The sequence below is a fragment of the Dolichospermum sp. UHCC 0315A genome, assembly GCF_008121535.1.
GTDB classification, from domain to species: domain Bacteria; phylum Cyanobacteriota; class Cyanobacteriia; order Cyanobacteriales; family Nostocaceae; genus Dolichospermum; species Dolichospermum lemmermannii.
Genome location: NZ_CP043056.1, coordinates 4,462,648 through 4,476,018 on the forward strand (window position 1 = coordinate 4,462,648; position 13,371 = coordinate 4,476,018).

At 38.8% G+C, this 13,371-nt stretch carries 10 protein-coding genes; all 10 read right to left on the bottom strand.

Annotated elements, in window-relative coordinates:
* Positions 1–31: 31 nt before the first annotated feature.
* The gene (locus BMF77_RS21200; protein WP_148765608.1) at positions 32–2,035 is read right to left on the bottom strand and encodes a nitrate ABC transporter ATP-binding protein; all 2,004 of its coding nucleotides are present in this window, start codon (positions 2,033–2,035) and stop codon (positions 32–34) included.
* Between the two features lies 1 nt (position 2,036).
* A complete protein-coding gene (locus BMF77_RS26935) occupies positions 2,037–2,192 on the bottom strand; it encodes a hypothetical protein (protein ID WP_168204470.1) in 156 nt (51 codons plus the stop codon).
* A complete protein-coding gene (ntrB, locus tag BMF77_RS21205) occupies positions 2,179–3,018 on the bottom strand; it encodes a nitrate ABC transporter permease (protein ID WP_148765610.1) in 840 nt (279 codons plus the stop codon). The genes BMF77_RS26935 and ntrB overlap by 14 nt, the downstream gene beginning before the upstream one ends.
* 119 nt (positions 3,019–3,137) lie before the next feature.
* Complete coding sequence (locus BMF77_RS21210; RefSeq protein WP_148765612.1) at positions 3,138–4,520, bottom strand: CmpA/NrtA family ABC transporter substrate-binding protein; 1,383 nt, start codon at positions 4,518–4,520, stop codon at positions 3,138–3,140.
* A 659-nt stretch (positions 4,521–5,179) separates the two neighbouring features.
* Complete coding sequence (locus BMF77_RS21215; RefSeq protein WP_174783090.1) at positions 5,180–6,016, bottom strand: carbohydrate ABC transporter permease; 837 nt, start codon at positions 6,014–6,016, stop codon at positions 5,180–5,182.
* The gene (locus BMF77_RS21220) at positions 6,013–6,915 is read right to left on the bottom strand and encodes a carbohydrate ABC transporter permease (RefSeq protein ID WP_148767138.1); all 903 of its coding nucleotides are present in this window, start codon (positions 6,913–6,915) and stop codon (positions 6,013–6,015) included. Before BMF77_RS21220 ends, BMF77_RS21215 begins: the two co-directional genes overlap by 4 nt.
* Positions 6,916–7,005: 90 nt before the next feature.
* The gene (locus BMF77_RS21225; protein WP_148765614.1) at positions 7,006–8,256 is read right to left on the bottom strand and encodes an ABC transporter substrate-binding protein; all 1,251 of its coding nucleotides are present in this window, start codon (positions 8,254–8,256) and stop codon (positions 7,006–7,008) included.
* A 607-nt stretch (positions 8,257–8,863) separates the two neighbouring features.
* Positions 8,864–10,024, bottom strand: a complete 1,161-nt coding sequence (locus BMF77_RS21230; RefSeq protein WP_148765615.1) for a hypothetical protein — start codon at positions 10,022–10,024, stop codon at positions 8,864–8,866.
* The gene (locus BMF77_RS26940) at positions 10,021–10,158 is read right to left on the bottom strand and encodes a hypothetical protein (RefSeq protein ID WP_168204368.1); all 138 of its coding nucleotides are present in this window, start codon (positions 10,156–10,158) and stop codon (positions 10,021–10,023) included. Before BMF77_RS26940 ends, BMF77_RS21230 begins: the two co-directional genes overlap by 4 nt.
* A 325-nt stretch (positions 10,159–10,483) precedes the next feature.
* The gene (locus BMF77_RS21235; protein WP_148765617.1) at positions 10,484–13,351 is read right to left on the bottom strand and encodes a glycerol-3-phosphate acyltransferase; all 2,868 of its coding nucleotides are present in this window, start codon (positions 13,349–13,351) and stop codon (positions 10,484–10,486) included.
* Positions 13,352–13,371 lie beyond the last annotated feature (20 nt).

Sequence of the window (13,371 nt, forward strand, 5' to 3'; positions counted from 1 at the left end):
GAGCAAAGACGCAAAGGAAGAAAGGGTTTTTTTAAGCTGCGGTTCTTCTGGGGGCATCTAGAATGACTTCGGCTATGGAGAAGTCGCGTTTGATTTTTAGGTCGTTAAGATAGGCAATTGGATCATCGGCGTTGAAGGGTTTACCATCAAATAATTGAATGGGTTGACGGGTGTAACTGATATCTAAGCCTAGTTCTCTGGCTGCGGTACTGAAAACGCGGACTCGACAAACTCTTTCAACGATTTCTACCCAGTTTCTGGGGAAGGGAGTGTCACCCCACCGCGCTAATTGAGTCATAATCCAAATTTGTTCGGTCCGACTGGGGCGATTAATGGCAGACTCGGAATAAAATTGGTGATGGGCATATTCCCGCATGGGATGATTTAAGTCACAGGTAGCGTTATTCGGGTTTTCCAGTTGGATATATTCAATATCTGTGCTGACATATTCCTGACTTGCTAAAATTTGGCGAATTTCTTGGGCGTTGGCAAGATCTGCACAATATTGGCAAGCTTCTAATAAGGCTTTGGTTAAGGCAATATGGGTATTCGGATAAGTTTCTGCCCAATCTTCTCGTACTCCTAGAACTTTACCAGGGTGTCCTAACCAAACTTCTAAATCTGTGGCTATGGTAAAGCCTGAACCTTCAACTGCTGCCCGATAATTCCAAGGTTCACCTACAGAATAACCGTCAATAGTTCCACCTTTTAAATCTACTACCATTTGAGCAGGAGGGATATTTTTCATAACCACATCACTGTCGGGGTCAATTCCTCCTGCTGCTAACCAATAACGTAGTAATAGGTTGTGCATGGATGCGGGATGAACTACTCCCATTCTGTGTGTTTGTTCGCGGGTTTTTAGGAGATAATTTTTGAAGTCAGATAAGCTATGTACACCTTCATCATAAAAGCGTTTGGCTAAGGTGATGGCGTTACCATTGCGGGTCATTGTCAGGGCGGTAACAACTGGTAAAGGTTGGTTTTTATTTCCTCCTAAACTTAACCACATGGGCATACCTGAGGGCATTTGTGCCGCATCTAAATATCCCCCTGTCATCCCGTCTACAATTCCCCGCCAACTGCTTTCTCGGACTAAATTAACCTCATCCAGACCATGTTTGATGAAAAAGCCTTTTTCTTTGGCGATCGCCAGGGGGGCGCAAGCTGTGATAGGTAAGAAGCCAATTTCTAAATTAACTTTTTCTAAACCATGACGAACCACCGCAGCAGTTTTTCTCGCCCGAATTTTTTTGATGCGTTTTTGTTGGTTGAGGAAGTAAATCATTTCACTTCGCAAACTGTAGTAACTGGGATGTTTTACTACTTCCATGCGTTTGCGAGGACGAGGAATATCTACTTCTAAAATGTCGCCAATTTTTGATTCTGGTCCATTGGTTAACATGACAATTCTGTCAGATAACAAAACCGCTTCGTCTACGTCGTGTGTCACCATGACTGCGGTAACTTGATTCTCTTCACAAATTTGCATTAATTGTTCTTGCAAATTCCCGCGAGTTAGGGCATCTAAAGCACCGAAGGGTTCATCTAATAGTAATAGTTTAGGACGAATTGCCAAGGCACGAGCGATCGCAACTCGTTGTTTTTGTCCACCTGATAACATTCCTGGTTGTTTATCAGCATGGGGACGCAAACCGACCATATCTATATGTCTGTCAATAATCGCTTTGCGTTCCGCTGCGGGCATCTCATGTAATACGGAATCTACTGCTAAGGCAATATTTTCTCTCACTGTTCGCCAAGGTAAAAGCGAATAGTTTTGAAATACTACCATTCTATCAGGTCCAGGTTTTTTAATTCTTTGTCCTTCTAAAGTGACTAAACCTTCTGTTGGTAAATCCAAACCGGCAATCATGTTTAGAAGGGTAGATTTTCCACAACCTGAGTGACCGATGAGAGAAACAAATTCGCCTTTTTTAATTTGGAGATCAATACCTTTGAGGGCGATATATTGTCCACCACCGGTTAATTCAAAAATTTTATCAACTTGGTCAACGCCAACAAATATAGACATATTATTTGGTAATGGGTAATTGGTAATTGGTAATTGGTGATTGGTAATTGGTGATTGGTGATTGGTGATTGGTGATTGGTGATTGGTGATTGGTGATTGGTAATTGGTAAAGTTCCCAGTCACCAGTCCATAATCCCCAGTCCCTATTTCTGTTCACTTGGTAAAATCCAGTTTTGTAATGCAGCCATGAGTTTATCTAGGATAAGACCGACAACGCCGATATAAACTAGAGCTAAAATAACTTCACTAACGTTATTATTTTGATAAGCGTCCCAGATGAAAAAGCCAATTCCCACAATACCTGACATCACGATTTCTGCGGCAATAATCGCTAACCAAGCTAAACCAATCGCAATTCTTAAACCTGTGAAAATGTAGGGTAATGCTGAAGGAATTAAGATGTTAAGGAAATACTCTTTTTTAGAAAGTTGGAGAACTTTAGCAACGTTGTTATAGTCTTGAGGAATTTGAGTGACACCCACCGCAGTATTAATGAGAATCGGCCAAATTGCGGTAATGAAAATTACGAATAATGCGGCTGGTTCGTTTTGGCGTAATGCTGCTAAGGAAATAGGAACCCAAGCTAAAGGAGGGACTGTTCTTAATAACTGAAATAAAGGATCTAAAGCTTTTGACATGGTTTTATTAACACCAATCAAAACACCCAAGGCAATACCGACAATTGCCGCTAGTGTATAGCTAATAGCAACCCGTTGGAGACTAGCCCCGATTTGCCAAAAAAGTCCTTTATCAGTGCCTCCTTTGTCATAGAAGGGATACAAAATCAAGATCCGAGTGTCTTGAATAACTTGGATTGGTCCTGGTAATGTTGCCCCTGGAGTCCAAGAAAATATTTGCCAAATAGTTAAGAAAATTAGGAGGGCAATAGCTGGGGGGATAAGTTCAGGCAGTTGTTTTTGTAAACCTGATAAAAAGCTATTCTCGAATTTAGGACTTGTGGCACGTTTTTGGGCTATGGTCATGGATTTTTCCTCTAATTTATGAATGATTAATGGGTATTTTGTGAAAATTAAATCTGCATTTTTAAACCCGTGTAGAGACTTTCTAGGGAACATCTCTACTTTTTAGATATATTTACCTATTAAACGCTGACCTTTTTAATTTTCAAACTCTTGAGATATTCTTCTGGTTTCTCCGGGTCGAATTTGACTCCATCAAAAAATTCTTCGACTCCACGAGATGTACTGGTAGGAATATCAGCAGCAGGTATTCCCAATTCTTTAGCTGCTTCTTTCCAAATATCTTCGCGGTTAACTTTTTTGATTAATGCTTTGGCTTTGGTTGCACCATTTTCTATATAATCTTTGGGTAAGAATCCCCAACGGACATTTTCGGTGATGAACCATAAATCATGACTTTGGTAAGGATAAGAAACACTACCTTTACCGTCTTTCCAGTAATAAGCAGCCATAGTTTTATCATCAATTTTACGACCATCACCCATGTCATATTGACCTTGGAAGGGTTTCGCCAGAATTTCTGGAGACGATAAACCAAAATACTTTTTAACGGCGAGAATTTCTGCTGCTTCTTTGCGGTTATCAAAATTATCTAACCATTGTTGGGCTTCCATAATCCCTTTTAATAAGGCTTTTGTGGCTTTGGGATTTTGGTCAACCCAATCTCCTCTCATGGCAAAATATTCTTCGGGGTGATTTTTCCAAATTTCGGCTGTTAATGCCGCCATGAAGCCGATTTTGTCGTTAACGAGGCGGAACGGCCAGGGGTCGCCGGTGCTGAAAGCGTCCATTGTGCCGGTTTTCATGTTAGCGACGGTTTGCGCCGCTGGTACTGTTAATAATTTGACATCTGCATCCGGGTCAATGCCACTTGCTGCTAACCAGTAACGAATCCATAGGTCTTGGTTAACATGAGGGAATGTAAACGCTGCGGTAAATGGTGTGGAGGCTTTGAGTTGGGCTAATAAGGGTTTAGCCGTATCAAGTTTTAAACTAATTCCTTTCCCTAGATGTTTGTTGGCGATCGCAATTGCATTACCATGAGTAACTAACTGGGCAAGAACATACATGGGAATGGGCTTATTACCTTTGGTAATTTTACCCTCTGTAATTAAGTGTGGCATTGGCATTTGCCATTGACCACCATCAATACCACCACCAGCAGAACCAATTTCTACGTTATCCCTTGCTGAACCCCAAGAAGCTTGTTTAGAAAGTTCTACATTACTCATGCCATGTTTAGCAAAAAATCCTTTTTCTAAAGCAATAATTAAAGGTGCAGATTCAATAATGGGAATATATCCTAATTTGGCTTTTGTGATTTCTGGTTTTTGGGCATCACTAATATTAGCTGTTGGTTGTGTAGCAAGTTGTGTAGATGTACTACCAGTTTTACCTGCTTCTGGTGGGTTTCCTAGACAGCCTTTAAGTAATACTGCACTGGCTGAAACTCCAGCCGTGACGATGAACTTACGGCGAGAAATTTGGTTAAAAAATTCAGACATGAAACATCTCCCTGGTGAAAGAATTTATTTTTTAAACATGAAAATTTAGACAAAGAAATAAATTCTTTGCTTTACTATTGAAATTCCTAGTTATATCTAGGCATTCAAAATTAGCTTTTTATGTAAAAAAGTTAGTTTGTATACTTTGTGATAAACATGGTTTAGTTTCTTAACCTAGTATGAACAAGAGGCATCACTCAGCTAGTAAAATCTAGTTTACAGTGTTTCCGATCAAAGTGATCAATTCTCAACTCGAATTATTAAATAAATATTATATTGGATACATAAGTAAAAACTTATAGTTTGGGCTTAACTTTGTGGAAAGTCTCTAATATATATTGTTTAATCAATGATAATGATTATTTCTAATCTATTGTTTCCGTAATCTTGGGTTTAGTTAATTACAGAAAAAGGACATGAATAGATAATTTTGATGTTAACTATTAAATAAACTCTTCATTCATAGATGAATTTGATGATAACCATTTTTTATAAATTAGGGTTGATACAGCAGACTTCAAGAATAATTGTAGCTTGCTTCCCGCAGCTTGCGTGGCGAAGCCATAGGGTACGCAGATAAACGCAGATAAACGCAGATAGGAAGGGATGAATTAATGGAGTTCATAATTCTGTGCAGTCTCTTGAATTCTGCTGTATTTTCAGCCTTTACCACCGGTAAAGGTAACACCTTGAATTAAGTAGCGGTTAAAGAAAGCATAAATAGCTAAACCTGGCAGAGTAAACACCATTGAAGCTGCCATAATGTAGTTCCAATAGCTGATATATTGACCTTTAAATGTATTTAGTCCTAAAGGTAAAGTAAACATTTCTGGGTCAAAGAGAATCACTACAGGGAGTAAAAAATTATTCCAACTACCCATAAAGACAAAAACCGCTTGTGCGGCTAATGCTGGTTTAGCTAAAGGTAAAACTATATACCTAAAAATTCCCCAGGCATTTAAACCATCCAATTGTCCAGCTTCTTCTAGTTCTCTAGGGAAATTGACAAAAAACTGCCGCATCATAAAAATGAAAGTAGCATTGACCATACTCGGAACAATCATCCCTGGGTATGAATTTAGCCAACCGATGGCTTTTAAAATTAAAAATGTGGGAATTAGGGTAATTTGCGCTGGCACTACTAACACGGTCAAAATCAGGAAAAACCAGCACTGTTTACCCCGAAAATGCAATCTTGCGAGGGCATAACCTGCCATTGAGTTAAATAGCAAGTTTAAAATTGTGACAGTAACACCAATAATCACACTATTAAATAACCACCGCCAAAATAAAGGTTCTTGCAGAAATATTTGTTTGTAATTATCGAGAGTAAAATGTTTGGGGATAAAATTAAATTCACCGCTAATAATCTCGGATAGAGGCTTAAATGATGCAGAAAATGCCCAGAGAAAAGGAATTACGGTAATAATTCCATAAACTGTGAGGAAGATATATAACAGCACTTTCAACCAGAAACTACCAAAGATTTTATTCAAATTTTATAACCTCCGAAAAATTGCCTCTGCATTAATGTGAGGATAATAATTACAAATGCTAGTAAAAAGGCAATTGCTGCACCATATCCCATTTGTAAATTCCGAAATACGGTTTGATAAATCAGCAGGACTAAGGTGAGAGTAGCGTTATTTGGTCCACCTGTCCCTCCAGAAAATATATAAGACTGATCAAATAATTGAAAAGTCCCAATTATTCCCATAGCCATGACAAAGAAAGTCACAGGTTGCAATAAAGGCAAAGTAATATAAATAAACTGTTCCCAATTATTAGCACCATCAAGTTCTGCTGCTTCATAAAGAGTTTGGGGAATATCCTGTAAAGCTGCTAAATAAATCACCATAAAAAACGGTGCTGTTGACCAAATATTCATGATCATAATCCCTTTCAAGGCAACAGATGGATCTCCCAACCAATTATAAATAGGCAGGTTGAGAAAAGCCAAAAAATTGTTTAATAGTCCATTTGTGTTATAAATCCACATAAAAATTAGTGTCAAAACTGCTGAAGATGTAACTGTTGGTAAAAAGTAAAGAATCCGCCACCAATTTTTGCCGCGAATGCCAGAATTGAGTGTCACAGCTAAACATAAAGCCAAAATAGTTTGGGTGGGAACAACAATAGCCACATATTCTGCGGTATTTTTCAAAGCAATTCCCACTCTTTCATCTGTTAGCAATCTTTGGAAATTACCCAAACCGAAAAAGTGGTAATTAATCCCTCCCAACATTTGCACTTTGTGTAAGGAAAGAAATACAGCATAGAGAATAGGCAAAATTACAAATGTGCCTAAAACTAAAATACTGGGAGTTATGAATAAATAAGCTGTAAAATTTTCTCGAATCTGTCTATTACAGTGATTTTCTCGTAAATGAAACACATTTTTATATCTCACGCAATCTCTCTTAGAGATCCCGAAGGGTAGGCGCAAAGGCGCAAAGGAAGAAAGGAAGAGGAAAATTAGAGAACCCTACATATCTGCCTTAATTTGTTGGTTTGCTGCATCTTGTGCCTTTAACATTGCCTGTTTTAATGGTTGTTGTCCTAGTAAAACACTAATAAATTGATTATCAAAATTGTTGATAATTGCGGCAGGATTTTTACCTAATTGCCAGGGTGTCGCATAATTAACTCCTGCTACTAATGATGATCTCAGAGGGTCTTGATCATAACCTAACTGTTGTGCCACTGATTTACGGGCTGGTAATGCAAATCCTTTAGCTGTCCATTTTTTCATGCCTTCTTTACCTGTTAGAAAAGAAATGAGTTCCCAAGCTTCTTTTTTATGGGGTGCTTGTTTATTCATGACATAAGCAACAGTAAAAACCATTGTGGATTTTTGATTATTAATTTCTGGTATTTCTGCTGTGGCAAATTCTAGTTTGGGAAAGGTTTCTTGTAAATAGGGAATTGCCCAATTCCCTTCAATTACCATTGCTACTTTATTTTGTCCAAACATTTCACTCCCGGAATTTGTGCCGACATCAGATTTTTGGGCGGAAGATCGATCTTTTTGATATTGGTTAATTACTAATTCTAAACCTTGTAATCCTGGATTATTTGCAAAGGTAGCATAACCATTTTTATCAATAATTTCCCCTCCAAAAGCTGTAATTTTGTATGCTTGACGGGCTAATTCAGGAATTTCACCAAAGCCATATTTATTGAGTTTGCCTGTTAATTGTTTTGAATAGCTGCGGAGTTGTTCCCAGGTAGTGGGAGGACTGGTTAAACCCACTTGATTAAATGCTTGTTTGTTATAAAATAGGGCTAAGGTGGAATAGTCTTTAGGTAAACCATAAATACGATTTTGGTAGGTAAAATTCTTGAGTAAGTTGGGTTCTATATCTGTGAGGTCAAATTTGGGTTTAATGTATTTACCAAGGGGTTCTAGGACATTCTGACCCATTAAGAAAGGGGCTTCTAGTGCGTCGAGATAAAATACATCTGGTGCAGCTTCTCCTACTAAGCGGGTTTTAATTACATCCATATATTGATCAGAAATCGCTTCATATTTGACTTTGATCTGGGGATGCTGCTTTTCAAAGTCTTCAATTACCTGTTTTAAAAGTTTTTGTTCTAGAGGATTTCCTGTCCAACCGCTGAGTTTAACGGTAATGAATGGGGGTGGTTTTGGTAATGGCAAATTGTGATAACTAATAATAGCGATCGCTATTATTATTACCAATCCTAAAAAGTTAAATAATCTCTTTTTTCTCACAATTTAATTGAGATGAATTCAGAATTGATGTCAATACTGTTCGGTTAAGAGACAACCCAACAAAAGTCCGTAAATGTTGGGTTTCCTAACTTCAAACCAACCTACCAGATTTAAATACAAAAACCCCACCTCCCCGCAAGCGACGAGGGGATTTAAAATGTATGTTACAGCGGTTTCCGCTCTTATGAGGTACAAAGTTGAATCATGAAACTCTTGTAGTGCGGGCATCTTGCCCGCTAGATATGTACCTCATAACACCGGGAAGTGCTGTATTTGAGTACATACGCTTATAATTTATTTCAAATGCTGGTATGGATCATCTCTCTATGGGATGGGTTTGAGTTCTATATTTTGTTAATGAAATCACGGAAACTAAAATGATAGAAGCTGTAGTAAGTATTTTCTGATCTATTTTCTTAGACTAAAAATTCTACCCAATTTTCTAATAATTCCTCAACATCATATTCATCAGTATTTAGGAAATTGGCAATATCTGTAACTGATATGGGTTGTGTTGTCCGGGCTAAAACTCCTTCATTAAACCAAAACCTGTTGGATGAATTTTATACTTAAGGTCGCTTATTGGCGGACTTTTGTAATAAAATTTTTATCCGACCATTTTTAACTCTCCAAAGACATCATTCATCTCTTGCTCAATTCTCTTCAGTTTTAGCTGTATTTTATTTTTAAATTCAGCATCTAGTGTTTCATTCAATTGGTTATAAACTGCTTCATAATCAATTTCTAAAATTGCGAAACGTTTTTCCAATTCCCTGACTTTAATTTCTTGTACTCGATTAAAAGAACGAGAAGAATTTATTGGTTTTTGCTGCATGGCTTGATGTAAAAAATCCCCAGTTTCCACTAACACAGTTATAGGCATCCTAAATGCCGCTTTGACTCCCTCTCGCTTTTTCTCTGCGGCTACAGCCATACCCACAACTTCCTGTAATGGTTTATCCCACACAGGAGAACCACTAAAACCAAGCTCAATCTGATATCCAGGAACTTTAATGGCTTCTATCTGTATCGAGCGAGTAGCTTGGGCATCAAGCAGTTCACTATTTAACAGAGTTGTAGGCATCCTAAATGCCGCTTTGACTCCCTTTCGCTTTTTCTCTGCGGGTACAGCCATACCCACAACTCCCTGTAATGATTTATCCCACACAGGAGAATCACTAAAACCAAGCTCAATCTGATATCCAGGAACTTTAATGGCTTCTATCTGTATCGAGTGAGTAGCTTGGGCATCAAGCAGTTCACTATTTAACAGAGTTGTAGGCATCCTAAATGCCGCTTTGACTCCCTTTCGCTTTTTCTCTGCGGGTACAGCCATACCCACAACTCCCTGTAATGATTTATCCCACACAGGAGAATCACTAAAACCAAGCTCAATCTGATATCTAGGAACTTTAATGGCTTCTATCTGTATCGAGTGAGTAGCTTGGGCATCAAGCAGTTCATCATTAGCCCAGACACCAAGATCATATCCTTGGGGAAAGCCAAAGAGCCGGAAGGTAAGAAGATGGTACTGATTCACTAAAAAATCAGCGCCAACAACTTTACAGTTTTTATTATAAATGCGAGCAAGCGCACTTCTAAAGGTTTGAAAGTAATTTTCAGTTGACATACAATCTATAAATCCTGGTACACTGCGTTTCTCGCCTAGTAGTCTGTCAAGAACTAATTGACGGGTAAATAGATTTTTCTTCTTTCCTTCTTCCTTCGTGTTCTTCGTGCCTTCGTGGTTCATTCCCTTATCCGTCAAAATTTATTTGACAGACTACTAGATGGTAAAGCGACTCTCTCCGTAGCAAGAGATGTATCTTCTGATTCCTCAATTTCCACTAAGAATTTACCGCCATTTTCTAGCTCAAATTCAACCAATTGCTTTTCTAGCATATATATGATGTTAAATAGACTATGTATTGTCAAGTATACAATATTGTCTGCTTATTGGAAAAGCAAAAACTACCACTAGTACCGCAGGGCGGAATTAAAAATTAACAATTAAAAAAGCAGATTGTATAAGCTTTTTAGGGATTTTTAATTGGTGCGTTACACTACCACTAGCGCACTCTAAGTATTTGCTCCTTGAGCTGATGTTGGCAGGTATAATGACAACTCTGAACTAAATTACCTGATATTCCATGACCAACCCTCGTCAAGTTGCCTTTATCGCCCTCAAAGAAGTACAAAAAGAAGCTTATGCTGGTGTTGCTTTAGACTATTGTATTTCCACCGTCCCCTTATAGCCATCAATGCGAACTTCCTGACCATCTTGCAGCAGATACGTCGCACCACGCACATCCATAACAGCAGGAATACCGTATTCACGGGCGATAATTGCCCCGTGAGAAAGTTTACCCCCAGCTTCAGCAATTAAACCCCCAGCTTGCACGAGGATAGGGGCCCAACCGGAATCTGTGTAAGGAACTACAAGGATGGTGTTTTTATCAATATCATGGGCTTCTTGCAAAGTTCGGACTACTTTCACCCGTCCTTGAATTTGTCCCTGACTAGCAGGAATACCTAATAAAATGTTGTCAGAGGGATCAATTACCGGGGCAATGGGGTGAGGAGGATTATAACCGTAAACTACGGCGGGAATTTGCGTAATTTGGCTATCTTGGAGAAATTGCGATCGCCTTTTTTCGACTAATGCCAATAAATGATTCCTAAAAGCTACATCTGAATTAATCACTAAATCACGAATTTCATCTAACTGGAGAAAGAAAATATCTCCTAATTGTGTTAATACCCTAGACTCAAGCCAAATTTGTTCCAAAGCCAAAAATGTCCATCGTAATTCAGCTAACAAGCGAGAATAAACTTCCGTTACCCGTCCTTTCAGATCAACTCGTTTTTGGACTAAATTTGCCTGTTCGGGACGGGAATCATCTAAATTTGGCAATTCAGGTGCTTGTAATAACTGGATAAATAATTGTCTAACTATTTGGGGATTTTCTCGCCAAGTGGGAACAGAAATATCTGTACCTACTTCACTTAAATAACCATAATCCTCAATCAATTCGTCAATTTCATCTAAAATTCTTTCCCCTGCGGGCGTTTCTGCCAATTGTGCAAATACTTGTTCTGGTTTAAAATCATAGTTACCAGCTATTAAGATTTGTTTAGCATCCGCAGCCAGAAGACGCATAGCTCTTAATGATGCTACCTCTGGGGTGACACTATTATCAATTTCCTCTGTCTTTGCCCCCAAAACCGCTTGGCGAATAGCTGCACTCAAAGGTGCTAAAATACTATAGTAAGTTCCCCGATGTAATAAGTCGAGAATTAAATCTATTCTAGTTAATAATTGATCTAGTGATAATTCGGCAATGACGACATTTGATAATTGGGTTAATCCCGGAATGAAAACTTGGCGATAATCCGATTTAAAATCTTTGTCTAAATTAATTTCCCGCTTGAGTAACTTTGTTAGTCCTGGTAAATTAGCTAAAGTGGAATCTAGAGCAGGTTTACTCATACTTGCACCTCTAGTCAGAAATTCCAGACTTTCTGGAGGTAATCCCATTTTCAAAAAGATTTCTCCTAACAAGGAAGCATTAAAATAGGCTCTAGAATAATGCAATGTTGCTGTTGTGGCAAAATCTAAGCGTTTAGCACGATCACCCAAAACTATACTAAAAATTTCTCCCCACACACCACAGGTTAAAGGAGAATTAATAGACCAAGTTAAGGGGTGAATAACTCCCGGAATTACCTCAGCGGCGATTTTCCTTGTCCATAAGGGTAAAAGCGTAGTGATTGGTCTTGCCTGTAATACCCACAGATTTTGACCATCATAACTCCATTCAATGTCTTGGGGAATACCCAAATAACGTCTTTCTAAACGACGGGCTAGGTATGCAACTTGCTTAATTAATGCTTGGGGAACTTTCCCATTGCCTTCAAATTGCAGACAAGACAATTTTTCATCACCAGCAACCACGACTAGATATTGTTCTGGTGTCACTTTTCCTGATACGATTTGCGTAGGACTACCAGATACAGCTTCGATAACTACACCCTCACCCTGTTGAGAAATAGGATCTCGGCTAAAAGCTACGCCAGAGAATACGCTTTGGATTTGTTGCTGAATGAGTACCCCCATTGCCGCATCCTCTGAACTGCTACGACGGCGATATTCGACGGCACTGGGATGATTATAGGAGGCTTGGACTTGAGCGATCGCTTGTCGCAGTTCTGCCTTACTGATCACATTTAAAATTGTTTCATACTGTCCCGCGGCTGATGCCTGTTGTGAGTCTTCCCCAATGGCAGAAGAACGCACTACTAAAGGTGAAAGTTGTGATGGTTGCAGAAAATCAATTAAAGGTGTGGGATCATCATCAGGAGATAATACCCAACCTTTCGGAACTGCATAACCCCAACGTTTAAGTTGGGATAATGTTGCAGATTTAGCTCCTACGACTTCCCCATCTAAGTCATCATCTAAAGTAATAATCTTCTCCTCATGATTTAAATATGCCATCATTGGTTGAGATTCTGGATTTGCTTCCTCAACTGGGAGATTTAAATCATCAGGAATTTGGTTATAAATCCAGTAAATTAATGCCGACAAGGCAAAAGCAGCGATAATTCTGGCTATATCCTGGGAATGGACAATCCCCACAAATAGGGGAAATATGACTAATACCCCTAATTTAATTGTTTCTTTAGAGCGAGTGATCAAAAAGCCAATAGCTGCAAGTAAGCTAACAAAGGCAGCTACCAAAGGATCATGTGCCAGCAATCCCCAAGCGACGTTTGTTGTTCCTGCCCCTTTTGTAGCCACGTATCTACCGATAACCAAGGCAATTAAAGCGATAATTTCGGAGAATGGTTGTGAAGGAAAACAATATTGGGCAATTGTGACAACAGCAACGCCCTTGACGGCTTCGGAGACGACACAGATGCTTCCTGCTAATTTACCACCGTGATAAAATGCCGCTGCAACGCTAATATTTCCTGTCCCCATATTGGCTAATTTTTTACCACTCAGGGCATAAGTAATCCAGGAAATGAGCGGTATTGCCCCTAACAGTGGACAAAAAATTAAAATAATTAAGATCCCAAAAAAATTAATCATTACTTTCTAATCTAAAATTT

Coding starts and splice junctions, on each gene's coding strand:
- BMF77_RS21210 (WP_148765612.1), bottom strand. CDS start 4,520: ATGTCTGAATTTTTTAACCAAATTTCTCGCCGTAAGTTCATCGTCACG.
- ntrB (WP_148765610.1), bottom strand. CDS start 3,018: ATGACCATAGCCCAAAAACGTGCCACAAGTCCTAAATTCGAGAATAGC.
- BMF77_RS21200 (WP_148765608.1), bottom strand. CDS start 2,035: ATGTCTATATTTGTTGGCGTTGACCAAGTTGATAAAATTTTTGAATTA.
- BMF77_RS21235 (WP_148765617.1), bottom strand. CDS start 13,351: ATGATTAATTTTTTTGGGATCTTAATTATTTTAATTTTTTGTCCACTG.
- BMF77_RS26940 (WP_168204368.1), bottom strand. CDS start 10,158: ATGCTAGAAAAGCAATTGGTTGAATTTGAGCTAGAAAATGGCGGTAAA.